This is a genomic window from Agromyces sp. P2_B3 (genome assembly GCF_056404815.1).
The window spans coordinates 45,619-68,398 of sequence record NZ_JBFUDH010000013.1 but is presented as its reverse complement, the minus strand read 5'-3'; the positions used below and the strand labels follow the sequence as shown (position 1 = coordinate 68,398).

Sequence of the window (22,780 nt, the reverse complement as noted above, 5' to 3'; positions counted from 1 at the left end):
CCGATCAGGCAGGCGATCCCGCGACCCGTGCGCGGCGACGGCGCCCCCCGAGGAGCACGAGGAGCACGCCGACGACCACGAGCACGCCGCCCGCGATCGCGGCCCACCAGGCCGTGTCGGCCGGGATGTCGAGGTAGACGCTGATGCCGAGGATGCGCGAGAGGCCCCATGGCAGCAGGCCCATCTCGTCGTTCCACGCGGTGAGGGCCACCTCGAGTCCGATGAGGCCGATGAGGCTGCCGAACGCCGCCAGCACGGCCCCCGCTCCGGCCACGACCGCGCCCACGGCACGCAGCGCGCCGACCTGGGTGGCGAGCGCCCATGCGCCGGCCACCAGTACCCAGCCGAACGCGGCGAACGCGACCGTGATGTAGGCGTTGCGCGCATCGGGGTCGGTCCAGAAGCCGAACCAGTAGCCGCCGGGACCGGTGGGCGCGAGCACCACGAGCAGCAGCACGACCCTGAGGATCGCCGCGCCGCCGACGGCCGCGAGCACGGGCCACGCCGAGCGCCGCCGCAGCACCGCGAGCAGGACGAGCACGAAGACCAGCCACGCGCCGAGCGTCACGAGCAGGTGCGACGGTGCGAGGAACCAGGTCTGGATGCCCCGGCTCAACGCCAGGGCGAGGGCGGGCACCGCGACCACGAGCACGCGCTCCAGGCGACCGAGCCCTTCGGTGACCTCGGCTGCACGCCACGGCCGCGTCGCCGCGACCCACAGTGCGCGGGCCGCGCGGGCGCCAGGCCAGCGCACCCGTCCGGATCCCGCCGCGATCCCGTAGCCGAGCCACGCGGCGAGCAGGATGACGAGCACCCGCGCGGCCCAGGCCATGGGCAGGTCGCGCTCCGCGCGCTGCACGCCGAGCTCCGCGGCCGTGAGGTTGTACGCCGGGTAGTACGGGTCGCCGGCGTAGGCGGCCTCATGGGCTGCGGCGGATGCCTCGAACGCCTGCCGCGCGGCATCCCACCGCTCGTACGCTCCCTGATCGCCGGTGTCGTGCCACTGCGCCTGGCGCAGGAACATCTCGCGGTCGTCGCCGAGCATCTCGTAGGTCGACGCCTGGTAGTCGAGGGTGTCGAGGAACGCGGCGCGCAGTTCGGGGTCACGCCAGGTCGCGGCATCCGTCGCCTCGATCGAATCGTGCATGCGCTGCACGGCCGCGAGGGCCCGGTCGCCGCCCGCGATCGCCTCGTCGAGCTCGTCGCGGCTGATCTCGTAGATGACGTCGAGCACCGCGCTGTCGCCCGTGACGATGTCCCACTCGAAGATCCACATCATGGGCGGCGGCTCGAGCCCGATGGCGAAGACGCGGCGGTCGGCGAACGGGCCGATGTACAACCCGTCGGTGATCGCCTCACGTGAGGAGGCCATCGCCTCGCCGATCGCCCGCACGGTCGCGGGGTCGTCGGAGAACCAGCGCCTCGCCCAGTCGGCGGTGATCGCCGCGGGGTCGGCATCGGGATCGCGGGCGAGGCGCCCGGCCAGCTCGGTGTTGAGCTCGTAGAGCTGCCAGAATCCGGCCTTCAGCTCGAGGGAGAGCGGCCCGGCGCGCCACGGCCCGCCGTCCTGCGTCCAGGTCCAGATGCCCTCGACGCGCGGGTTCGCGGCGATGAACCGTTGCAGCGCCTCCTGGTAGAGCACGCCGAGGTCGTTCGGGAACGCGCCGAAGTTCTCGAACTCGCGCCGGCTCTGGAACTCGACGATGCGGCGCTGCTCCCCGATCTCGAGGGTGTGGTTCAGCGGCAGGTGGCTGTAGAAGTCGCCCAGCGTGTACTTGGTCGAGACGATGAGCGCGTCGGAGTCGATGCCGCCGAGCACCGCCTCGTACGACGCGTCGTTCGTGTGCATGTCGCCGACGGCGCCGACGCCCACGCTCCACGTGCGGAAGATCACCTCGCGGTCGACGCGCTCGGCCTGCTCGGTCAGCGCCGTGAGCATCGCGCGCACGGAGTCGACGCTCGTGACGGCGAGCTCGGAGTAGTAGTCCCAGCCGGGCAGGTCGTAGACCCGGCCGGCCTCGCCGATGCGGATGAGCACGCCGTCGAGGTAGGGCATCGCGGCGTAGAGCTCGTCGAGTCCTGCGGCGTAGACGTCCCAGAACCCGGGGTCGTCGGTGGCGAGGCTGCCGAACCGGTCGACGAGGTACTCCTCGAGCGGCGTGGTGAGCGTGAGCATGTCGGTGCGGAAGTACACCGCGAGCCCGGCGTCGTGCGCGTACTCCCACATCGGGCCGAACGCCTCCTGCATCGCCTCGGCCCGCGCCACGTGGGTGTCGTCGGCGTCGTAGACCTCGGTGCCGTCGCCGACGCCCGAGAAGGTGAGGTACTCGATGAAGCCCGGGATCGCGATGGCGTTGTAGCCCTCGGCGAGCGCGTGGCGCACGTACGTCTCGAACTCCTCGCGGGCGACGTCGAGCGCCGCCTCGTCGATGTAGGGCGCGTCCGCGAGGATGACGTCGGCGAACGCCTTCGAGTTGTGCGAGTAGTCGTCCCCGGCGGCCCACGCCGGTTCGTCGACGGCCACGCCGACCGCGCCGAGGTCGACCATGCGGAATCCGAGGCGCGAGTCGACCGCCTCGCCGAGGTGCTCGGTCACGCTGCGACGGTCGCGCACGGCGGCGGCGAGGTCGTAGACACCGAGCGTCGCGCCGGCCTCGGATGCCGCGAAGAGGCGCAGCTCCCCCGGTGCCCCCTCGAGCCGGTAGGTCTCGTCGTCGTCATCGCCGTCGCCCACGACGACGTCGAGTGTCGAGGTGCCGTCGGTCGTTCCCGCGTCGGCGACCGCATCGCGGAGTTCGTCGACGGCCAGCCCCATGCGCACCGTCGCGGGCGCGGTGATGTCGGTGAAGGCCGGCGGGGTGACGGTGGGCGTCTCCGGCGCGGCCACGAGCGTCTCGGAGGGGACGTCCGACGGCTCGCTGCGGATGCCGAGCTCGTCGCCGAGCACGACTGCGACGCCGGCGCCCAGCGCCACGAGGACCGTGAGCGCGACGCCGGCGAGGAGACCCCGTCGGGTTCGCGCCATCACGGGGAGCAGCGTACATGAACTGGGACGATCGTCCCAGTCTTTTCTCCTCCGGGCGCTGCCCGGCGCATCGTAGGCTTGCTCCCGTGACCGAACGCGCCCGTCTCTCCGCCCGCATCGCCGCCATCGCCGAGTCCGCGACCCTGAAGGTCGACGCGAAGGCCAAGGCCCTCCAGGCCGAGGGGCGCCCCGTCATCTCCTACGCGGCGGGCGAGCCCGACTTCGCCACGCCCGAGTCGATCGTCGAGGCCGCGCTGGCCGCGACGCGCGACCCGAAGAACTACCGCTACACGCCCGCGGCCGGCCTCCCCGAGCTGCGGGAGGCCATCGCGGCGAAGACGCTGCGCGACTCGGGCCTCCAGGTCGGCGCGAGCCAGGTCGTCGTCACGAACGGCGGCAAGCAGGCCGTGTACCAGGCGTTCCAGGTGCTGCTCGACGAGGGCGACGAGGTCCTCGTGCCGACCCCCTACTGGACCACCTATCCCGAGGCGATCAAGCTCGCGGGCGGACGGCAGGTCGACGTGTTCGCCGGCGCCGACCAGGGCTACCTCGTCACGGTCGAGCAGCTCGAGGCCGCGCGCACCGAGCGCACGAAGGTGCTGCTCTTCGTCTCGCCGTCGAACCCGACGGGCGCGGTGTACGCGCCCGAGCAGGTGCGGGCGATCGGCGAGTGGGCGCTCGAGCACGGCATCTGGGTCGTGTCCGACGAGATCTACCAGAACCTCACCTACGCCGACGACGTCGACGGCGTGCCGCCGCGTGCCGTCTCGATCGTCGAGGCCGTGCCCGAGCTGGCCGACCGCACGATCCTCGTGAACGGCGTCGCCAAGACCTACGCCATGACCGGCTGGCGCCTCGGCTGGATGGTCGGCCCCGCCGACGTCATCAAGGGCGCCGCCAACCTGCAGTCCCACCTCACGTCGAACGTGTCCAACATCTCGCAGCGCGCGGCGATCGCCGCCCTCACCGGCCCGCAGGACACGGTCGAGGAGATGCGACGCGCCTTCGACCGCCGCCGGCGCACGATCGTCGCGGAGCTGTCGAAGATCGACGGCATCACCGTGCCGGTGCCGCAGGGCGCGTTCTACGTCTATCCCGACGTCACGGGCCTGCTCGGCCGCGAGTGGGGCGGGGTCACGCCGACCACGTCGCTCGAACTCGCCGACCTCATGCTCGAGCGGGCCGACGTCGCGGCGGTGCCGGGCGAGGCGTTCGGCCCGAGCGGCTACCTGCGCTTCAGCTACGCGCTCGGCGACGCCCCGCTGCTCGAGGGCATCCAGCGGCTGCAGCGCCTCTTCGGCTGACACGGCGGACGCCCGCGCCCCGACCTCGAGGGTCGGTGACGCGGGCGTCCAGGCGACTGCGGTTGCCCGCAGGTCGTCAGCGGTCGTCGCGGAAGGCGTCCTTCACGTCCTCGGCGGTGTTCTTCATGTCCGCCTTGGCCTGGTCCATCTTGCCCTCGGCCTCGAGTCGCTCGTTGTCCGTGACCTTGCCTGCGGCCTCCTTGGTCTTGCCCTTGAGGTCTTCAGCAGTGTTCTCAATGCGGTCGTCGACACCCATCGTCGAACTCCTTCCCGAGCGGTGGCGGTCTGCCGCGCTCTGAGAACCAGTCAACGCCGCGAGGCCTGTGAAGTCACGGGGTTGCACAGGCGCAGCGCAGGCGCTAGACCCGCTCGCGCCTACTCGTCCGGGGCTCCGAGCGGCCAGGCGCGACGCACCTCGATCCGGCCGAATCGGGCCATCGGATGCTTCGACGCGATCTCGATGGCCTCGTCGAGGTCAGCGCACTCGATGACGTCGTAGCCGGCGATCCACTCCTTCGACTCGGTGAACGGGCCGTCGGTCACGATCGCGTCCTCGCCACGCACGCGCACGGTGCGTGCATGCTCGGGCGGGCGGAGACGATCACCCGTGATCGAGACCCGGCGACGAGTCATCTCGTCGACCCACTCGTCGATGGTGAGCCCACCGGTCTCGCTGTACGGTTCGGCTTCGGGATCGGTCGCGATGAAGAACAGGAACTCCACGTCAGTCCTCCGATCCGAGCGGCCAGACGGGACGCAGCTCGAGCGCGCCGAAGCGGGCGAGCAGGTCGCCGGCCGCGATGGCCTCCGCTTCGGCGAGGTCGGCGACCTCGAGCAGGCAGTAGCCGGCGATCCACTCCTTGGACTCGGTGAACGGGCCGTCGGTCACGATCACCTCGCCGCCCCGCACGCGCACCGTCTTCGCCTCGTCGGCCGGCCGCAGCCGCATGGCGCGCTTCAGCACGCCGCGCTCGGCCATCACCCGATCCCACTCGGCCACCGCCTCCTGGTCGACCTCGCCGCCGTCGATCCCGGGGTCGGCGACCACGAACATCATGATCTCCATCTCGCACTCCATTCCTCGTCCATCCTGCTGGTACGACGCACGGCGTGCGGCGATTTCGACCTCAACGGCGAAGTGCGGTCTGCGCCTCCGCCGCGAGGGCCTCCGCTATCGCATCGAGCAGGGTCGAGCGGAGGTTCCACTGCTGCCAGTACAGGGGTACGTCGATCGGGTCGCCCGCGAGCGCCACGAGCTCCCCGCGCTCCAGCTCGGCGTCGGACTGGAAGGCGGGCAGCATGCCCCAGCCGAGGCCGAGCTTCACGGCGATCGCGAAGTCGTTCGACGCGGGCACATAGTGGCGCGGCGGCGCATCGGGGTCGACGCCGCTCGCGGTCAGGTGGTCGCGCTGCAGGTCGTCACGCCGGTCGAAGTCGACCACGGGGGCGGCGGCGAGCGCGTCGGCGAGCCCGTGCCCGCGCGGTTGCCGTTCCCCGGCGCCGCCGACGAGCTGCAGCGACCATCGAGCCGCGAAGGCCGGCGTCGCCACGGCGGTGTACCGCATGACCCCGAGGGGCCGCACGAGGCATCCGGCGACCGGCGTCGCCTGCGAGGTGACCGCTCCCATCACGGTGCCCGACTCGAGCAGCCCGGCGGTGAAGTCCTGGTCGTCGCGGTGCAGGTCGAAGACCACCGGATGCCGCTCGGTGACGCGTGCCAGCGCCGGGAGGAACCAGGTGCCGAGCGAGTCGGCGTTCACCGCGAGCGCGACCGAGACCGGCCGCTGCGGCTCGACCTCGACCCCGAACACGGCGAGCGCGTCATGCTCGAGCAGCCCGATCTGACGTGAGAGGCGCACCACGGCCGCCCCCGCCTCGGTGGCCCGGGCGGGCTTCGAACGCACGACGAGCACCCGGCCGAGCTGCTGCTCCAGGCTCTTCACGCGCTGGGAGACGGCCGAGGGGGTCAGGCGCAGGCGGCGCGCGGCCGCGTCGAAGGTGCCCTCGTCGATGACGACGGCGAGGGTGCGCGCGAGGTCGAGCGGGATCTCCATCTGAAGCGATGCTAATGGTTCTGAAGAATCCTGAGCTGGATTCTCGCTCCGACCCGCCGTAGCGTCGACGTCGTGCCCATCTCCTCCGTGCTCGCCGGCCTCGGCCTCGGCTTCTCGCTGATCATCGCGATCGGCGCGCAGAACCTCTTCGTGCTGCGACAGGGCATCCGACGCGAGCACGTGTTCGCGGTCGCCGCGATCTGCGCGCTCAGCGACCTCGCGCTCATCATCGTGGGCGTCTCGGGGATCGGCGCCGTCCTGACCGCGGTGCCGTGGCTCGTCGAGGTCGTGCGGTGGGCGGGCGCCGCGTTCCTCGTGGTGTACGGCTGCCTGGCGGCGCGACGGGCGATCCGGCCGAGTGGCGAGGTGCTCGTCGCCGGTGACGGAGTGGCGGATGCCGCTGCGGCGACGGATGCCGCGGAGCGATCGGATGCCGGGGCCGGGACACCCGCGGCATCCGGTCGCTCAGCCGTCGTGACCGATGCACCCTCGGCGACGAGACGGACGCCGACCTCGACCGTGCGTCGCACCGGACTCGCCGCGGCCGTGCTGACCTGCCTCGCGCTGACCTGGCTCAACCCCCACGTCTACCTCGACACCGTGTTCCTGCTGGGCTCGGTCGCGAACACGCACGGCGACGGGCGATGGGCGTTCGCCCTCGGCGCGAGCCTCGCGAGCATCGCCTGGTTCTTCGGCCTGGCCTACGGCGCGCGGCTCCTCGGCGGGGTGCTCGGCAGCCCGCGCGCGTGGCGGGTGCTCGACGGGGTCATCGCCGTCGTCATGATCGCCCTCGGCGTCTCGCTGGTGCTGCCGCACTGACTGCGATCGAGCAGATTCCCGAGATTCGCCCCGCGGGTGTCGAAACGGCCTTCCCCTGTTCGTCGCGCATGCATACCGTGTGAAACAGCGATCTGAGGAGTGCACATGCGATACATGATGTTCGTGGCCGTCGACCCCGACGCCGAACCGTTCGACCCGGCGGGTGACAACATCGGCGAGTGGGCGGCCGACGTCGATGCCCGAGGAGTCCGCGTGCTCGGCGACCGGCTTCGGCCCGTCGATGATGCGACCCTCGTGCGGGTGCGTGGCGGGGAGCTCATCGTGACCGACGGCCCGTTCACCGAGTCCAAGGAGTGGATCGCCGGATTCGACATCCTCGACTGCAGCGACCTCGACGAGGCGATCGAGATCGCCGGGCGGCATCCGATGGCCCGATTCGGACGCATCGAGCTCCGGCCGTTCTGGCCGTTCGACGTCGACGAGGACCCCGTCGCCCGCGAGGAGCGCGAGGCCGACGAGCGCGGCCGGAGGAGCGAACCCGCGGTCGGCGTATGAGCGCCGGCGACGACGCGCCCCATGCACCTGACGTGCTCGACCCTCCGCATGCGCGCGCCGCGGCCGAGGCACTCGCGTGGGCGTATCGCGAGGAGTGGACGCGCGTCGTCGCCACGCTCATCAGGGCCACGGCCGACTGGGACGTGGCCGAGGACGCCGCGGCGGACGCGTTCGAGCGCGCCGCTCGTCGGTGGCCCACCGAGGGCGTGCCCGACAACCCGGGTGCGTGGCTCACGACCGTTGGCAGGAACCGGGCGCTCGACGTGCTGCGGCGACGCGCGGTCGAAGCCGGCAAGGTGAAGGAGTGGCTGGTGATGGATGAGCTGGTGGGCGGCGGGGCATCCGACGATCCGGCCGACCTCGCGGCGGCCGCACCCGACTGGGACGACCGGCTTCGTCTCGTCTTCACCTGCGCGCACCCCGCGCTGCCGATGGACGCACGCGTCGCCCTGACGCTGCGAACGGTCGGCGGCCTCGACACCGCCGAGATCGCGCGCGCGTTCTTCGTTCCCGAGTCGACCATGGGCCAGCGGATCGTGCGCGCCAAGCGGAAGATCAAGCACGCGGGCATCCCCTATCGCGTGCCGTCGCCCGACCAGCTGCCCGAGCGACTCGCCGGCGTGCTCGCCGTGCTGTTCCTGGTGCACAACGAGGGCTACCTCGCCAGCTCGGGCGACCGGCTGCTGCGGCTCGACCTGCAGCAGGAGGCGATCCGGCTCACGCGGCTGCTCGTCGAGCTGCTGCCCGAGGCCGACGAGGCCCGCGCCCTGCTCGCGCTCCTGCTGCTGCAGCACGCACGGTCCGCCGCGCGGGTCGACGACGCCGGCGACCTCGTGCCGCTCGACACCCAGGACCGCACGCGGTGGAACGCCGCCGAGGTGGCCGAGGGCCTCGCACTGCTCAGCGGGCCCCGGCCGGCCGAGGTCGGGCCGTACCGGGTGCAGGCCGAGATCCAGGCGGTGCACGCGCGGGCGCGGACCGCCGACGACACCGATTGGCCGGCGATCGTGGCGTGGTACGACGCCCTGCTCGCGGCGACGCCGTCTCCCGTCATCGAGCTCAACCGCGCCGTGGCGCACGGCCTGGCCGGCCACGTCGAGCAGGCGCTCGACGTGCTCGGGGAGCTCGAGGCATCCGGTCGCCTGCAGGGGTACCACCTGCTGCCGGCGGCGCAGGCCGATCTGCTGCGCCGGAGCGGCCGGCCGGCCGAGGCCGCAGGGCGCTACCGGGCTGCGATCGACCTCGCGCCGACGGCACCCGAGCGCCGGTTCCTCGAGCGGCGGCTCGCGGAGGTCGGCGCGGGGTGATCGGCATCCACCGATCGGTGGATGCCCGAGTCGACCATCCCACGGCTTCCGGGAGCGGCGCGGACGCGGCAGGCTCTGAGCATGGACACGACAGCGCCCGGACCGGGCACCAACGCCGGCGAACTGCCCTCGGGCACGGATGTCGCGGTGCGGATCCGCGGGCTCAGGAAGGTGTACGGCGGGGTCGCCGCCGTCGACGGCCTCGACCTCGACATCGCCCGCGGTGAGACGTTCGCCCTGCTCGGGCCGAACGGCGCCGGCAAGTCGACGACCGTGGAGATCCTCGAGGGCTACCGGCTCCGCACGGAGGGCGAGGTGCGGGTGCTCGGCGTGGACCCCGCTCGCGGCGACCTCGACTGGAGGGCGCGGCTCGGCATCGTGCTGCAGTCGGCGACCGAGTCGGGCGTGCACACCGTGCGCGAGCAGCTCACGCACTTCGCCGGCTTCTACCCCGCCCCCCGCGACGTCGACGAGGTCATCGCCGCCGTCGGCCTCGAGGCGAAGGCCCGCACCCGGGTCTCACGGCTGTCGGGCGGGCAACGCCGCCGGGTCGACGTGGCGCTCGGCATCATCGGGCGGCCCGAGCTGCTGTTCCTCGACGAGCCGACCACCGGCTTCGACCCAGAGGTCCGCCGCGAGTTCTGGAAGCTCATCCGGTCGATGAAGGCCGAGGGCACCACGATCCTGCTCACCACCCACTACCTCGATGAGGCCGCGCAGCTCGGCGATCGCGCTGGCGTCATCCTCGGCGGACGACTCGTCGACGTCGGCCGGGTCGACGAACTCGGCGGCCCCGAGGCGCGAATTCCCATCGTGCGGTGGCGGGAGCCCGACGGCACGCCCCGCGAGGTGCGCACCGAGCGACCGGCCGAGCTCGTGGCATCCGTCGTCGCCGAGCACGGCGGCGAGCCCGACGCACTCGAGGTCATCCGTCCGAGCCTCGAGGACATCTACCTGCGACTGGTGCACGCGGCCGGCGCCGACGCGCACGACGACGAGGAGGCCCTCGCATGAGCGGCACCACGACCACCCCGGCCACCGACGGTCGCTCGCCGGCACACGCGGAGGCACGCGGGATCCGCTCGCCTCGCACCGATCGCGGCCTGACCAGGCCGGGCCTGCTGCGCCTCGGCACCTCGCGCATCGGCTACGAGACCAAGGGCTACTTCCGATCGCCGGATGCCGTGTTCTTCACGTTCCTCTTCCCGCTGATCATGCTCGGCATCTTCACCGCCGCCTTCAGCGCCTCGGGCGACATCGTGCCCGGTCCGGGGATGGAGGGCATCTCGGTGGGCGCCTATTACCTGCCGGGGATGCTCGCCGCGGGCATGCTGCTCTCGGGGGTGCAGAACCTCGCGGTCGACATCGCCACCGAGAAGAGCGACGGCACCCTGAAGCGGCTCGGGGGCACGCCGCTCTCACCGGTGTCGTACTTCCTCGGCAAAATCGGGCAGGTCTTCGTGACCGCGGTGCTGCAGGCGGGCCTGCTGCTGCTCGTGGCCGGCACCCTGTTCGGCATCGCCCTGCCGACGACGAGCCAGGCGTGGCTCACGTTCGCCTGGGTGTTCGTGCTCGGCGTCGCCACGTCGGCGCTCTGCGGCATCGCCCTCTCGGCGGTTCCGCGCAGCGGCAAGAGCGCCACGGCGGTCGTGATCCCCATCGTGCTCGTGCTGCAGTTCATCTCCGGGGTGTACCTGCAGTTCTCGCAACTGCCCGAGTGGATGCAGAACATCGCGAGCATCTTCCCGCTGAAGTGGATGGCGCAGGGCATGCGCGCGGTGTTCCTCCCCGAGGACTTCGAGACCCTCGAGCAGCACGGTTCCTGGGACCTGGGCTGGGTCGCCGTCGCCCTCCTCGCCTGGCTCGTCATCGGGCTCGTGGTCAGCCGGCTCACGTTCCGGTGGATCCGCCGCGACGCGTGAGGCACGAGGCGCGACGCGTGAGGCCGGTCGGCCGTCGGACGGCACCTGCCGTCGGACGGGCACTCGTGAGAGGGTGACCTCATGTTCACCGTGCGATGGTGGGACCTCGCCGCGATCGTCGTGGCGAGCGTCACGGTGGTGCTGTCGCTCATCGACCCGCCCTACGGCGCGCCCGACTACGGCACCTGGGCGACGGTCGCCGCGTTCCTCGTCGTCTGGTTCGCGTACGCCCGCCGATTCGTGGAGGGCGCCACCCTCGGCCACCACCTCGCCATCGCGTTCCTGCTCGCCTGCATCATCGCAGTGGGCACGGCGTTCGAGCCGTCGTTCGCGATCCTGCAGGCGTTCGTCTACCCGTTCGTCTGGGTCACCGCGCCGGGCCTCAAGAGCGCCCTGGCAGCGAACATCATGGTGGCCGTCGGCATCGTCGTCGGCTACACCGTGCACGGTGGCCCGACCGGGATCATCACGGGCTTCGGCGTGGCGATCCTGTCGGTCGGCTTCAGCATCGCCCTCGGGCTCTGGATCACGCGGATCGCCGAGGTCGGCGCCGAGCGGGCACGGCTCTTCGACGAGCTGCAGGCCGCCCAGGGCCAGCTCGCCGCCATGCACCGCGACGCCGGCGTCACCGATGAGCGGGCACGACTCGCACGCGAGATCCACGACACCATCGCGCAGAGCCTCACCGGCCTCGTGATGGTGGCGCAGCGGGCGGGCAACCGCCTCGAGCCGGTCGAGGGCGAGCCCGCGGCATCCGTGCGCGGCGACATCGACCTCATGGAGCAGATGGCCCGCGAGGCGCTCACCGAGGCGCGGGGGCTCGTGGCGTCGCTCACGCCCGTCGGCACCGACGCCGGCCTCGCCGATGCGCTGGTGCGGCTGGCGACGTCCTTCCAGCGCGAGACCGGCGTGGTCGTCACGGTGACGGCGGATGCCGCGGGGCTCGACCGCGAGCTCGAGGTGGTGCTGCTCCGCTCCGCCCAGGAGGCGCTCGCGAACGTGCGCAAGCACGCGGGAGCCCGGCACGCCGCGATCTCCGTGGTCGCCGACGGCGAGGACGTCGTGCTGACGGTGACCGACGACGGCACCGGCCCGGGCGACGCGCAGCCGGGCGAGCGAGGCTTCGGGCTTGCCGGCATCCGCGACCGCGCCGCGCTGGTCGGTGGGTCGTTCGAGTTCGGCCCCGGCGCGGGCGGGGGCGCGCGCCTGCGTGTCGTCGTGCCGCGGTCCTCCCCCGCCCAGACGGAGCCGACGCGGCTGAACCCGACGACCCGTCCGAACCCGACGACCCGCCCGAACCCGACCACGCCCATGGGAGGCGCCGCATGAGCAGGCCCATCCGCATCGTCGTCGCCGACGACCATCCCATCGTGCGCGCCGGCATCGTGGGACTGCTCGAGCAGGCACAGGGCATCGAGGTCGTCGGCGAGGCGGCCGACGGATCGGAAGCCGTCGAGCTCGCGGCATCCGAGCGCCCCGATCTCGTGCTCATGGACCTGCGCATGCCCGGCGTCGACGGGGCGAGTGCGACGGCGAGCATCGTCGCGGCGGGCGACGGCACGCGCGTGCTCGTGCTCACCACGTACGAGACCGACGACCACATCCTCGCCGCGATCGAGGCGGGCGCCAGCGGCTACCTGCTCAAGGCGGCGCCGCAGGCGGAGATCCTCGCCGGGATCCGGGCCGTGGCCGCCGGCGAGACCGTGCTCGCCCCGTCGATCGCCGCGAAGCTCGTGTCCCGGGTGCGCGCCGACGCGGCATCCGCTGCTCCGCCCGCGCTCTCGCCGCGGGAACTGCAGGTGCTGACCCTCGTCGCCGACGGGTGCTCGAACCCCGAGATCGCGCGCGAGCTGTACATCGGCGAGGCCACGGTGAAGACGCACCTGCTGCACGCGTTCGAGAAGCTCGGCGTGAACGACCGCACCCGGGCGGTCACCCGCGCGATGGAGCTCGGCCTGCTCTGAGCGCCGCGCCGCCACGTCGCACCGCGCGCGTACCGGCTTCCACCCCGGCGCGCAACGGCATGACACGTGCGACCCCTCGCCCTACGCTGAGCGGCGTGACAGCTCCAAGCGTCCGCGTGGCGATCAAGCGCACCCGCATCCTCCCGAAATGGGTCAGGCGAGCGGATGCCGCGGCCGGCCGCGCCGTGAACCGGCGCCACACCCATCCGAACGTCGACCGCTTCTGGACGCAGCTCACGAGCTTCGCCGACAAGGGCGTGCTGTGGTGGACCCTCGCGGGCGTGCTCGCCGTCACCGGCCGACGGCGCGCCGCCGTGCGCGGGCTGCTCTCGCTGCTCGGCGCCAGCGCCCTCACGAACCTCATCGCCAAGGAGGTGTTCGGCGGCGACCGGCCGGTGCTCGCCGACGTGCCCATCGGCCGTCGCCTGCCGAAGCATCCGGCCACGCCGTCGTTCCCGTCGGGCCATTCGGCGAGCGCCGCGGCGTTCGCGGCCGGCGTCGCCCTCGAACGACCGGCGATCGGCGCGGCCATCGCCCCTGTCGCGCTCGGCGTCGGCTACTCGCGGCTGCACACCGGGGCGCACTGGCTCTCGGACGTGGTGGGCGGCCTCGCCATCGGGGTGGGCATCGCGGGGGTCGGCGCGCTCCTGGTACCGCCTCGCCCGGATGGGCCCGAGCCCGAGGGCTCGACCGGCGAGGACTGCGAGCTGCCGGCCTCGCCCGACGGCGAGGGCGTCTTCCTCGTCGTGAATCGCTCGTCGGGAACGAGCGTCGTGCGCGCCGACCCGCTGCGCGTGATCCGCGACCGCCTCCCCGCCGCCGAGGTGCACGAGCTCGCCGACGGCGAGTCGCCCCGCGACGCCGTCCGGGAGGCACTCGCCCGGCGGCATCCGCCCCGCATCCTCGGTGCGTGCGGCGGCGACGGCACGGTCTCGGCCGTCGCCCACGAGGCCGTCGGCGCCGAACTGCCCATGCTCGTCGTGCCCGGCGGCACCTTCAACCACTTCGCGCGGGCCGCGGGGGCGGCATCCGTCGACCTGGCCGTCGACGCCCTGCAACGCGGCGAAGGCGTGCGAGCGGATGTCGCCGAGCTCCGGTTCGGCGACGAGGAGCCGGTGACGGTGCTGAACACGGCGTCGGTGGGCGTCTACCCCGACTTCGTGACCGTGCGCGAGCAGCTGCAGGACCGATGGGGCAAGTGGCCGGCCGCCATGATCGCGGCGGTTCGGGTGCTTCGGCACGCCTCGCCCGTGACGGTCGTGGTGAACGGCCGGCGCGCACGCGTGTGGACGTTGTTCGTCGGCGTCGACGACAACGACCCCGGCACGGTCGCGCCGCTGCAACGACGCCGGCTGGACGGAGGCGTGCTCGACGTGCGGATCCTGCACGCCGGGTCGCGCGTGGGCGCCGCCGCCTCGCTCGCGTTCGGTCGTCGCACGAGCGCCGTGTTCCGTCGCCTGCGCCTGCTTCCCAGCCGCATCGAGGCCTACCCGACCGAGTCGCTCGACGTGGTCGTGCGACCGCGGGAGGGGCAGCCTCCCGGGTTCGCCCACGACGGCGAGGTCGCGATCGCGGCGCCCGCGGAGGCCGCCGCGGCCTACGCCGCGCCCGGCTACCTCACGACCGTGCGGGTCATCCCCGAGGCGCTCGAGGTCTACCGCCCTGCGGGCGATCGCGCCTCCCAGCCCTGAGGCGAGGTCAGAGCTCGAGGCCGACGAGCACCGGCTCGGGGTGCAGCACGATGCCGAACTCCGCCTGCACCCGGCTCTGCACGAACCGGGCGAGCTGGGCGACCTCCTCGGCCGACGCGCCGCCGCGATTCGTCAGGGCGAGCGTGTGCTTCGACGACACGGCCGCGCGCGATCCGGGCAGCGCGAACCCGCGACGGATACCCGACCGCTCGATGAGCCACGCGGCCGAGAGCTTCACGAGCGGCTCGGCCGGTGCGGCATCCGTCATCGTGCCCACCGCCTCGAGCGACGCCTGGTGGGCGAGGAACTGGTCGAGCGGGGACTCCTCGGCGACGCCGCCCGCGAGCGGGGTGACCTCATCGGCCGCCTCCTCCTCGAGGTACCACCGCGGCGCGTCGCCCGGCAGGGTGCGCGCGACGCGCTCGGTGACGATGGGGTTCGTGAAGAACGAGCCGGCGCTGACCGAGTCGGGGTCGGCCGCGTCGAGCACCATGCCCTTCGACGCGCGCAGGCCCAGCACGGTCTCGCGGACCCGGGCGATCGGCACACGGTCGCCGAGGTTCACGTGCAGCGCGTCGGCGAGCTGCGCGTAGGCGATGGGCTGGCCGAGCGCCTCACCGAGCACCGCGCGCTCGGCGGCCGTGTCGTGCAGGTCGAACTCGGCCGAGACCACGATGCCCCGCAGGCCGCGCTTCAGCACCGACGTGCGGTAGCCGAGCTCGAGCTCCGCCGCCGTCATGCGGTGCGGGCGCTCGGCGCCCTCCTCGAGGAACTCGATCGCGACGAGCGTGGACTCCAGCTCCTGGCCGTACGCGCCGATGTTCTGCACGGGCGCCGCCCCCACCGAGCCCGGGATGCCCGAGAGCGCCTCGAACCCCGAGAAACCCTGCTCGACCGTCCAGGCGACGAGGTCGTCCCACGTCTCCCCGGCCTGCACGCGAAGGCGCACGGATGCCGCGTCCTCGTCGCGCGCGAACACCTCGATGCCCTTCGTGGCGACCCGGATCACGGTGCCGTCGAAACCCTCGTCGCCGACGAGGAGGTTGGAGCCGCCGCCGAGCACCAGCCACGGCTCGCGCTCCGACCACGCCTCGACCGCGAGGTCGACGAGGTCGCGCTGCGTCGCGGCCGTCACGAGGTTCGCGGCCGGTCCGCCGACCTGCAGCGTGGTGAGCTCGGAGAACGGGATGTCGTGCGCCATGTCAGCCGAGGGAGACCCGCGCCTGCGCCTTGCCGAGCACCGTCTCGTCGCCGACCTTCACCGTGAGGTCGATGCGGGCCACGCCGGCCTCGGCGTCGAGCTGCCCGACCTTGGCGATGACCGAGACGACGGCGCCGAGCTGCGGGTCGACGACGACGGGGCGGGTGAACCGCACCTGGTAGTCGACGACACGGCCGGGATCGCCGGCCCAGTCGACGACCGGCTGCACGGCGAAGCCCATCGTGAGCATGCCGTGCGCGAGCACGCCGGGCAGCCCGACCTCGCGAGCGACGTCGTCGCGGTAGTGGATCGCGTTGAAGTCGCCCGAGGCGCCGGCGTAGCGCACCAGCGAGTCGCGGGTGAGGGCGAACGAGTGCTCGGCGACGATGTCGCCGACGGAGAGGCCGTCGAAGGCGGGACCGGCGGCCATCACTCGTCCCCTCGCACGACGAGGGTGGAGATCGCGGTCACGACGTGGGCGCCCGTGGCATCCGTGATCGACGACTCGGCCGTGACCATGGAGTGCGGGCCGAGCGTCTTCACGCTCGACACCGTGAGCGTCGCCGTGAGCAGGTCGCCCGCCACGATCGGACGAGTCGACGTGAATCGCTGGTCGCCGTGCACGACCCGCGTGAAGTCGATGCCCGCGTCGGGCTCGGCGAGCAGCTGGGCGAGCGTGTGCTCCTGCACGACCACGGCGAACGTGGGCGGTGCGACCACGTCGTCGTAGCCGGCGGCCCGCGCCGCCTCGGGGTCGAGGTTGATCGCATTGGTCGCGAAGACGGCGCGCGCGAACTCGCGCACCTTCTCACGCCCGACGAGATAGGGCTCGGTGGACGGGAAGACCCGCCCCTGCAGCTCGGGGTTCACTGGCACCCCGCCAGTCTATGCGGGGGTCCGTGAGGGCCTGACGGCCGCCGTTGTTCGTCAGCGCTTGCCGCCGCCCAGGAGGCCGCCCAGCAGGTCGCCGAGACCGCCGCCCGAGCCGCCGGAGCCCGAGCCGCCCGATCCGCTGCCGCCACCGAGGAGTCCGCCGAGCACGTCGCCCAGTCCGCCGCCGCCGGCGCCCGACCCGGAGCCGCCGGAGCCGCCGCCACCGAGCAGCCCGCCCAGCACGTCGCCGATACCGCCGCCCGACGACTCGCCCGCGGCATCCGACGAATCGGACTTCTTCGAGAACTGCTTCGCCAGGAATGCGAGCACGATGGGCGCGAGGATCGGCAGCAGCTTGCCGATGAGGTCGCCGGTGCCGCCGCCCTTCGACTCCTTGGCGTCGAGCGCCCGCACGACCTGGTCGGTGTTGGTGCCGAACACGTTGTGCACGATCTTCTTCCCGTCGTCCTCGTCGACGTCGGCGAGGTTCACGCCGCCCTCGACGAGGGCCGGATCGTGCGACTTCACCGCCTTCTCGAGCGAGGCGGCACCGGCCGGGTCGGTCGCGTTCGCCCCCATGCCGGCGAGCAGGGCCGGAAGGGCATCGTCGACGGCCTTCCTCGCGGTCGCCTCATCGACGCCCAGCTTCGCGGCGATGTCGCCGATCGGCAGGCCGGCCTTGATCTCGTCGAGCGACGCCATGCTGATCCCCGTTCCTGCGTCCGCCGTCGGACGCTCCCGATTCACGCTAGCCCCGCGGATGCCGCGGCGGAAGGGCGTGCGGCCGGAGCGGCGAGCTCAGTCGAGCTCGGTGCGGGCGAGGCGGAGTCGCAGTCCGTCGAGCAGCATCTCGAGTCCCGACTCGAACGCGCGATCGCTGCGCTGCGCTCCGCGCGGCGAGGAGCCGACGAGCCGGCCGAGGGTCGTCGTCGGCGTCTCGGGCCGCCAGATCTCGTCGGGCGACGCGAGGTCGAGGCCGAAGCCGATCGAGAAGGCGTCGAGGATCGCGACGACCTCGAGCACGTCGTCGTCGGGGAATCCCGCGCCCGCCAGCGCGCGGGCGAGCAGGTCGTAGCTCGCGATGACGGTCGGGTCGGTGATGGTCTTGCCCACGATGAGCGGGATGAGGAACGGATGCTCGGCGTACATGCGGCGCTCGGCGCGGAGCATCTCCTCGACGACGACGTCCCATGTGCCGTCGATGGCGAGGGGCATGTACTGCTCGCCGAGGCGGCCGCGCATGAGCTCGATGATCTCGTCGCGTCCGCTGACGTGGTTGTAGAGCGACGACGGCGTGACGCCGAGCCGCCGCGCGATGGCGTTGACGCCGAAGGGCGAACCCTCGTCGACGAGTTCCATGGCGGCATCCGCGATGCGTTCGGTCGACAGCAGCGGGGTCCTCGGCCTGGGCATCGGCGCCTCCTTCGTCCACGTCAGCCTACGGGTCGGGAAATTGCCTCTTCCCGAATCGGCCTCACCTCTGCATAATAAACGAACACTATTCGTTTGCCTCGTGCACACCGCCGTGCCGACACCCCGGAGGTCCCCTGTGTCCCACCCCCTCCCATCCGTCCGCGTGCCCCTGCGGCTGCCCACCGCCGTCGCCACTTTCGGGATCGGCATCGCCGGCTACCTCGGCGTGAATCTCTCGCCGTACATGATCTCGGCCCTCCAGTCGGCGCTCGGCGCCGACGTGCTCACCGCCAGCTGGATCGTGACCGGCGCGCTGCTGCTCACGGCGATCGCCGGACTCGCGACCGCGAAGCTCTCCGCCGGACGCCGTCGGCGGCTCGTCGCCCGCGTCGGCCTGGCCCTCTCCGTGGTCGGGTTCGGCGCGGCCGCGCTCCTCCCGGCGCCGGGCGTCGTCGTGGCCGGCCTGCTCATCGGCGGCCTCGGCGCCGGCGGCGCGGTGTCGTCATCGGGCGCGGCCATCGCGGCGTTCCTCAACCCCGACCGCGTCGCGGGCATCAACGGCCTCGCCAACCGCGCGGTCGTCACCGTGATCCTCGCCGTCGTGCCGCTCGTCGGGCTCGCGCCGATCAACGTCTTCGGCACGCTCGCGCTGTTCGCCCTCATCGTGCTGTTCACGTCGGCGTGGCTGCCCGCGGCGCCCGCGGTCGACCACGTCGCGGCGACGGTGGCGTCGGATGACGCGCCGCACGCCGCATCCGGCCCGCACGCGGCATCCGGAGCACCCGCCGTTCGCCGGCCCCGCCGCATCGAGACCATCGCGGGCTTCGTGCTGCTGATCACGTTCGCGCTGTGGGCCGCCAGCGAGGACTCGCTCTGGGCGATGGCCGGCGTCATGGGCGCCGAGCAGGCCGCGCTCACGCCCGAGGGACTCGGCCTCGCCCTCAGCGGCGCGACCGCCGGCGGCCTCGTCGGCGCGGTGCTGCTCATGATCGTCGGCGACCGGCTCGGCCGCGCGGTGCCGCTCGCGATCCTCCTCGTGGCCGGCGGCATCCTGAAGATCGTCGAGGGCTTCGTGGCCGACCCGACCTCGTTCATCGTGGTGTTCATCGTGTGGAACACCGTCTACGCGATCGCGTTCATGTACTTCGTCGCCACGTCGGCCGGCCTCGACGCCGACGGCCGCTGGTCGGGCCCGCTGCTCGCCGTCTACCTCGTCGGGTCGAGCCTCACGCCCGTGATCGGCGCCGCCCTCGTCGAGGCGTTCGGCTACCAGGGCTTCACCGTGGTGCTCGGCATCGCGAGCTTCGTGCTGGCCGTGCCCGCCTTCCTCGTCGCCCGCATCTCCAGCCGCCTGCAGCGCACCGAGGAAGCGGCGGCGGCAGACGCGGGGGCCGCCGCCGGGCCTGACGCCGCCCCCGCATCCGCTACCACCACCACGACCGAGGAGGTCTCCGCATGAGCCGCACCATCCACCTGAACGGCCGCATCTTCACCGCCGACGAGCCGGCCTGGGCCGAGGCGATGGTCGTCGACGGCGGACGCCTCGCGTACGTCGGCTCCGACGACGGGGCACGCGCCGCAGGCGGGCCGGATGCCGCGACGGTCGACCTCGGCGGCCGCGTCGTGCTCCCCGGCTTCATCGACGCGCACACGCACCTCGTCATGATGGGCGAGGCGCTCGGCAAGGTCGGCCTCACCGACGCACGCACCCTCGCCGAGATCCAGGAGCGGCTGCGCGCCGCCCGCGCCGTGGACCCCTCCGCGCCGCGGCTCCTCGGTCGCGGCTGGCTCTTCGACTCCGTGCCGGGCGGCACGCCGACCGCCGCGATGCTCGACGCCGTCATCGACGACGTGCCCGTGTACCTCGACGCGAACGACTACCACTCGGTGTGGGTGAACACGGCCGCGCTGCGCGAGCTCGGCATCGACCGGGACACTCCCGACCCCATCGGCGGACGCATCGGACGAGACGCAGCGGGCGAGCCCGACGGCATGCTGTTCGAGACGGCGGCGCAGCAGCACGTATGGACCCTGCTCGCCGACGTCGCCACCGACGCCGACCGCGACGCGGCCGTCGAGCGCACCATCGCCGCCTACCTCGCGACGGGCGTCACGGGCGTGGTCGACATGGCGTTCGACGAGCTCGGCCTCGCCGCGTTCGGCCGCGCGGCCGCGCGTCGCGGCGGCACCCTGCCCATCCGGGTGCTCGCGCACTGGTTCATCGCCAACACCGGCGACGAGGCCGAGAACCTCGCACAGGTCGCCCGCGCGGTCGAGCTCGCCGGCGAGCACCGCCCGCGACTCAGGGTGGTGGGCATCAAGCTCGTGCTCGACGGCGTGATCGACGCGTGCACGGCCGCGATGCGGCATCCGTACGCCGACGGCTCGAACGCCGAGCCCATCTGGCCGCTCGAGGCGCTGAAGCCCGTCGTGGCCGCCGCCGACGCCGCCGGCCTGCAGATCGCGCTCCACGCCATCGGCGACCTGGCCAGCGACGTCGCGCTCGACGCCCTCGAGCACGCCAACGCCGTGAACGGCGAGCGGCCGCGACGCCACCGGATCGAGCACCTCGAGTACGCCGCCCCCGAGACGGCGGCCCGCATGGCCGCGCTCGGGGTCACCGCGTCGATGCAGCCGGTGCACGCCGACCCGGCGATCTGGTCGAACTGGGCCGCGATGCTGGGCGACGAGCGGGCCGACCGCGGGTTCGCCTGGACGGAGTTCCGCGACGCGGGCGCGCTCCTGGCCTTCTCGACGGATGCCCCGACCGCGCCGCACGAGGCCCTGCCCAACCTCTACATCGCCACCACGCGCCGGTCCGCGCTCGACGGGTCGTTCCCGGCGAACCACCCCGAGTACGCGCTGCCGCTCGAGGAGGCCATCGCCCATGCCACGCGCGACGCCGCGGCGAGCTGCCTCGAGGAGCACGAGCGCGGGCGCATCGCGGTCGGCCTCGCGGCGGACTTCGCGGTGGTCGACCGCGACCCGTTCACCGAGGGCGCCGACGTGCTGCTCGAGGCGCGCGTCGTGCGAACGGTGGTGGCGGGGCAGCCGGTGTACGAGGCAGCCGGCGCGGTCGAGGCCGAGCCCGAGGCATCCGTCGCCTGAAGCCTGCTCGGCCGGGCGTCAGTCGGCGGACGCCCGGGAGAGCACCTCGCCGCGGAAGAAGGCGGGCCGCTTCCACGCCTGCCAGAGCATGACCGCGACGCCCGAGAGCAGCACGACCATGCCCAGCACGAACACGAGGCCCACGCCGAACACGTTCGAGCCGCTGCCGTAGTCGGGGTTCATGCTGTCGATGAGCGTCGTGAAGAAGAGGGTCGCGAGGATGACGCCGCCGATGAGCGGGAACAGCAGCGTGAAGCAGACGTTCCGCACCGACCGCCACCACACCCTGCGGAAGAACCACACGCACGCGAACGCCGTGATGCCGTAGTAGAAGCAGATCATCATGCCGAGCGCCGTGATCGTGTCCCACAGCACGTCCTCGCTGAGGAAGCGCATGACCGCGTAGAAGGCCGCGGCCACCACGGCCGAGACGATCGTCGCGTAGCCCGGGGTGAAGAACCGCGGGCTCACCGACGCGAACTTCTCGGGCAGCGCGCCGTAGTGGCCCATCGCGAGCAGCGTGCGCGCGGGCGACACGAACGTCGACTGCAGGCTCGACGCCGAGCTGGTGAGCACGGCGAGCGAGACGAGCACGGCGAGCGGGCCGAGGATCGGCCCGGCGAGGTGGAAGAAGACGTTGTCCTGGATGTCGGGGTTGCCCAGCCCGTACTCGCCGGTGCCGACGCCCGCGTAGGCGATGAGCGCCACCGCGATGAGCAGGTAGAGCACGACGATCGTGACGACGGTGATGGTCGCCGCGCGGCCCGGGGTCTTGTGCGAGCCGCGCGTCTCCTCGTTCATCGTGAGCGTGACGTCCCAGCCCCAGAAGATGAAGATCGAGAGCGAGAGGCCCGCCGCGAACGACGAGAACGACTCGACCGCGAACGGGTTGAACCAGCTGAGGTCGATGGCCGTGGCGTCGAAGGCGTTCCCGTTCGCGACCTCGATGAGCGCGGCGACGGCGAACAGCACGAGCACGACGACCTGGAAGCCGACGAGCCAGTACTGCAGCTTCTGCGTCGTCTGCATGTCCCGGTACGACACCCACGTGGCACCGAGCACGAACAGCAGGCACACCCCGACGTTGATGAACGGGTTCGTCGCGAGGTCGGCGATCTCGGGATTGCCCGCGACCTGCGAGATGAGCAGGAAGAGGAAGTCGACGGCGATGCCCGCGAGGTTCGAGAGCACGAGGATCGTCGCCGCCACGAGGCCCCAGCCGGCCATCCAGCCGATCCACGGGCCGAACGCACGCGTCGCCCACGTGAACGAGGTCCCCGAGTCGGGCATCCGCGTGTTGAGCTCCCGGTAGCCGAAGGCCACGAGCAGCATCGGGATGAACCCGACGAGGATGATCGCCGGCACCTGCACGCCGACCTCCGACACCGTCGGGCCGAGGGCCGCGGTGAGGGTGTAGGCCGGGGCAATGCACGAGATGCCGATCACGATCGCGCCGATGAGGCCGACTGACCCGGCCGACAGGCCCTTCTTCGAGATGCCCTGCGTGGAGCCGTCGACGGCGGCGGTCGCCTCCGTGAGGGGTGCGGCGGGCGGTTGGGCGTGGTGCGTCATGGCGATCTCTC

Annotated in this window: 22 protein-coding genes; 11 read left to right on the top strand and 11 right to left on the bottom strand. The window is 72.5% G+C overall.

Annotated elements, in window-relative coordinates:
* Nucleotides 1–4: 4 nt before the first annotated feature.
* On the bottom strand, nucleotides 5–3,025 hold the full coding sequence (locus tag AC1DZA_RS16240) for a hypothetical protein (RefSeq protein ID WP_476773542.1): 3,021 nt from the start codon (nucleotides 3,023–3,025) through the stop codon (nucleotides 5–7).
* 86 nt (nucleotides 3,026–3,111) lie between these two features.
* On the opposite strand from AC1DZA_RS16240, the gene AC1DZA_RS16235 reads away from it, so the two are divergent.
* Nucleotides 3,112–4,329: a pyridoxal phosphate-dependent aminotransferase gene (locus AC1DZA_RS16235; RefSeq protein WP_476773527.1), complete on the top strand. Its 1,218-nt coding sequence runs from the start codon at nucleotides 3,112–3,114 to the stop codon at nucleotides 4,327–4,329.
* 76 nt (nucleotides 4,330–4,405) lie between these two features.
* On the opposite strand, the gene AC1DZA_RS16230 is transcribed toward AC1DZA_RS16235, so the two are convergent.
* The 4 genes from AC1DZA_RS16230 to AC1DZA_RS16215 all read right to left on the bottom strand — a co-directional run bounded on the left by AC1DZA_RS16230 (nucleotide 4,406) and on the right by AC1DZA_RS16215 (nucleotide 6,383).
* The gene (locus tag AC1DZA_RS16230; RefSeq protein ID WP_130351845.1) at nucleotides 4,406–4,585 is read right to left on the bottom strand and encodes a CsbD family protein; all 180 of its coding nucleotides are present in this window, start codon (nucleotides 4,583–4,585) and stop codon (nucleotides 4,406–4,408) included.
* 119 nt (nucleotides 4,586–4,704) lie between these two features.
* A complete protein-coding gene (locus tag AC1DZA_RS16225; protein ID WP_476761604.1) occupies nucleotides 4,705–5,052 on the bottom strand; it encodes a YciI family protein in 348 nt (115 codons plus the stop codon).
* A gap of 1 nt (nucleotide 5,053) precedes the next feature.
* Nucleotides 5,054–5,395, bottom strand: coding sequence for a YciI family protein (locus AC1DZA_RS16220; protein ID WP_476761603.1), 342 nt, complete (start codon nucleotides 5,393–5,395; stop codon nucleotides 5,054–5,056).
* Between the two features lie 61 nt (nucleotides 5,396–5,456).
* Nucleotides 5,457–6,383: a LysR family transcriptional regulator ArgP gene (locus AC1DZA_RS16215; RefSeq protein ID WP_476773526.1), complete on the bottom strand. Its 927-nt coding sequence runs from the start codon at nucleotides 6,381–6,383 to the stop codon at nucleotides 5,457–5,459.
* Between the two features lie 78 nt (nucleotides 6,384–6,461).
* On the opposite strand from AC1DZA_RS16215, the gene AC1DZA_RS16210 reads away from it, so the two are divergent.
* The 8 genes from AC1DZA_RS16210 (at nucleotide 6,462) to AC1DZA_RS16175 (ending at nucleotide 14,602) form a co-directional block, all read left to right on the top strand.
* Nucleotides 6,462–7,202 (top strand): LysE/ArgO family amino acid transporter, encoded by a 741-nt coding sequence (locus AC1DZA_RS16210; RefSeq protein WP_476773541.1) that lies wholly within the window; start codon nucleotides 6,462–6,464, stop codon nucleotides 7,200–7,202.
* 105 nt (nucleotides 7,203–7,307) lie between these two features.
* On the top strand, nucleotides 7,308–7,718 hold the full coding sequence (locus AC1DZA_RS16205) for a YciI family protein (protein WP_476761601.1): 411 nt from the start codon (nucleotides 7,308–7,310) through the stop codon (nucleotides 7,716–7,718).
* Entirely contained in the window at nucleotides 7,715–9,025 is a 1,311-nt protein-coding gene (locus AC1DZA_RS16200; protein WP_476773525.1) for an RNA polymerase sigma factor, read from the top strand. The genes AC1DZA_RS16205 and AC1DZA_RS16200 overlap by 4 nt, the downstream gene beginning before the upstream one ends.
* 81 nt (nucleotides 9,026–9,106) lie before the next feature.
* Entirely contained in the window at nucleotides 9,107–10,039 is a 933-nt protein-coding gene (locus tag AC1DZA_RS16195) for an ABC transporter ATP-binding protein (protein ID WP_476773524.1), read from the top strand.
* Nucleotides 10,036–10,947 (top strand): ABC transporter permease, encoded by a 912-nt coding sequence (locus tag AC1DZA_RS16190; RefSeq protein WP_476773523.1) that lies wholly within the window; start codon nucleotides 10,036–10,038, stop codon nucleotides 10,945–10,947. Before AC1DZA_RS16195 ends, AC1DZA_RS16190 begins: the two co-directional genes overlap by 4 nt.
* Before the next feature lie 81 nt (nucleotides 10,948–11,028).
* Entirely contained in the window at nucleotides 11,029–12,276 is a 1,248-nt protein-coding gene (locus AC1DZA_RS16185) for a sensor histidine kinase (RefSeq protein ID WP_476773522.1), read from the top strand.
* Nucleotides 12,273–12,911, top strand: a complete 639-nt coding sequence (locus AC1DZA_RS16180) for a response regulator (RefSeq protein WP_476760990.1) — start codon at nucleotides 12,273–12,275, stop codon at nucleotides 12,909–12,911. Before AC1DZA_RS16185 ends, AC1DZA_RS16180 begins: the two co-directional genes overlap by 4 nt.
* Before the next feature lie 95 nt (nucleotides 12,912–13,006).
* On the top strand, nucleotides 13,007–14,602 hold the full coding sequence (locus AC1DZA_RS16175; RefSeq protein WP_476773521.1) for a phosphatase PAP2 family protein: 1,596 nt from the start codon (nucleotides 13,007–13,009) through the stop codon (nucleotides 14,600–14,602).
* A 7-nt stretch (nucleotides 14,603–14,609) separates the two neighbouring features.
* Here AC1DZA_RS16175 and AC1DZA_RS16170 read toward each other — a convergent pair whose 3' ends face one another.
* From AC1DZA_RS16170 to AC1DZA_RS16150, 5 genes are all read right to left on the bottom strand, one after another.
* On the bottom strand, nucleotides 14,610–15,803 hold the full coding sequence (locus AC1DZA_RS16170; RefSeq protein ID WP_476773520.1) for a UDP-N-acetylmuramate dehydrogenase: 1,194 nt from the start codon (nucleotides 15,801–15,803) through the stop codon (nucleotides 14,610–14,612).
* Between the two features lies 1 nt (nucleotide 15,804).
* Nucleotides 15,805–16,233 carry a MaoC family dehydratase gene (locus AC1DZA_RS16165; RefSeq protein WP_476773519.1) on the bottom strand — a complete coding sequence of 143 codons (429 nt, stop codon included), beginning with the start codon at nucleotides 16,231–16,233 and terminating at the stop codon, nucleotides 15,805–15,807.
* Nucleotides 16,233–16,679 carry an FAS1-like dehydratase domain-containing protein gene (locus AC1DZA_RS16160; RefSeq protein ID WP_309974584.1) on the bottom strand — a complete coding sequence of 149 codons (447 nt, stop codon included), beginning with the start codon at nucleotides 16,677–16,679 and terminating at the stop codon, nucleotides 16,233–16,235. The genes AC1DZA_RS16165 and AC1DZA_RS16160 overlap by 1 nt, the downstream gene beginning before the upstream one ends.
* Before the next feature lie 51 nt (nucleotides 16,680–16,730).
* Entirely contained in the window at nucleotides 16,731–17,378 is a 648-nt protein-coding gene (locus tag AC1DZA_RS16155) for a DUF937 domain-containing protein (RefSeq protein ID WP_476760986.1), read from the bottom strand.
* 96 nt (nucleotides 17,379–17,474) lie between these two features.
* Nucleotides 17,475–18,089 (bottom strand): TetR/AcrR family transcriptional regulator, encoded by a 615-nt coding sequence (locus AC1DZA_RS16150; RefSeq protein ID WP_476773518.1) that lies wholly within the window; start codon nucleotides 18,087–18,089, stop codon nucleotides 17,475–17,477.
* A 136-nt stretch (nucleotides 18,090–18,225) separates the two neighbouring features.
* On the opposite strand from AC1DZA_RS16150, the gene AC1DZA_RS16145 reads away from it, so the two are divergent.
* Nucleotides 18,226–19,548 (top strand): MFS transporter, encoded by a 1,323-nt coding sequence (locus AC1DZA_RS16145; protein ID WP_476773517.1) that lies wholly within the window; start codon nucleotides 18,226–18,228, stop codon nucleotides 19,546–19,548.
* The gene (locus AC1DZA_RS16140) at nucleotides 19,545–21,197 is read left to right on the top strand and encodes an amidohydrolase (RefSeq protein ID WP_476773516.1); all 1,653 of its coding nucleotides are present in this window, start codon (nucleotides 19,545–19,547) and stop codon (nucleotides 21,195–21,197) included. The genes AC1DZA_RS16145 and AC1DZA_RS16140 overlap by 4 nt, the downstream gene beginning before the upstream one ends.
* Before the next feature lie 18 nt (nucleotides 21,198–21,215).
* Here AC1DZA_RS16140 and AC1DZA_RS16135 read toward each other — a convergent pair whose 3' ends face one another.
* A complete protein-coding gene (locus tag AC1DZA_RS16135) occupies nucleotides 21,216–22,769 on the bottom strand; it encodes an APC family permease (RefSeq protein WP_476773515.1) in 1,554 nt (517 codons plus the stop codon).
* Nucleotides 22,770–22,780: the final 11 nt, after the last annotated feature.

Excerpts from the sequence above, each read along its gene's own strand:
- AC1DZA_RS16215 (WP_476773526.1), bottom strand. The coding sequence starts at position 6,383 with ATGGAGATCCCGCTCGACCTCGCGCGCACCCTCGCCGTCGTCATCGAC.
- AC1DZA_RS16200 (WP_476773525.1), top strand. The coding sequence starts at position 7,715 with ATGAGCGCCGGCGACGACGCGCCCCATGCACCTGACGTGCTCGACCCT.
- AC1DZA_RS16220 (WP_476761603.1), bottom strand. The coding sequence starts at position 5,395 with ATGGAGATCATGATGTTCGTGGTCGCCGACCCCGGGATCGACGGCGGC.
- AC1DZA_RS16155 (WP_476760986.1), bottom strand. The coding sequence starts at position 17,378 with ATGGCGTCGCTCGACGAGATCAAGGCCGGCCTGCCGATCGGCGACATC.
- AC1DZA_RS16135 (WP_476773515.1), bottom strand. The coding sequence starts at position 22,769 with ATGACGCACCACGCCCAACCGCCCGCCGCACCCCTCACGGAGGCGACC.
- AC1DZA_RS16180 (WP_476760990.1), top strand. The coding sequence starts at position 12,273 with ATGAGCAGGCCCATCCGCATCGTCGTCGCCGACGACCATCCCATCGTG.
- AC1DZA_RS16195 (WP_476773524.1), top strand. The coding sequence starts at position 9,107 with ATGGACACGACAGCGCCCGGACCGGGCACCAACGCCGGCGAACTGCCC.
- AC1DZA_RS16190 (WP_476773523.1), top strand. The coding sequence starts at position 10,036 with ATGAGCGGCACCACGACCACCCCGGCCACCGACGGTCGCTCGCCGGCA.
- AC1DZA_RS16140 (WP_476773516.1), top strand. The coding sequence starts at position 19,545 with ATGAGCCGCACCATCCACCTGAACGGCCGCATCTTCACCGCCGACGAG.
- AC1DZA_RS16150 (WP_476773518.1), bottom strand. The coding sequence starts at position 18,089 with ATGCCCAGGCCGAGGACCCCGCTGCTGTCGACCGAACGCATCGCGGAT.
- AC1DZA_RS16240 (WP_476773542.1), bottom strand. The coding sequence starts at position 3,025 with ATGGCGCGAACCCGACGGGGTCTCCTCGCCGGCGTCGCGCTCACGGTC.
- AC1DZA_RS16185 (WP_476773522.1), top strand. The coding sequence starts at position 11,029 with ATGTTCACCGTGCGATGGTGGGACCTCGCCGCGATCGTCGTGGCGAGC.
- AC1DZA_RS16170 (WP_476773520.1), bottom strand. The coding sequence starts at position 15,803 with ATGGCGCACGACATCCCGTTCTCCGAGCTCACCACGCTGCAGGTCGGC.
- AC1DZA_RS16230 (WP_130351845.1), bottom strand. The coding sequence starts at position 4,585 with ATGGGTGTCGACGACCGCATTGAGAACACTGCTGAAGACCTCAAGGGC.
- AC1DZA_RS16165 (WP_476773519.1), bottom strand. The coding sequence starts at position 16,233 with ATGGCCGCCGGTCCCGCCTTCGACGGCCTCTCCGTCGGCGACATCGTC.
- AC1DZA_RS16205 (WP_476761601.1), top strand. The coding sequence starts at position 7,308 with ATGCGATACATGATGTTCGTGGCCGTCGACCCCGACGCCGAACCGTTC.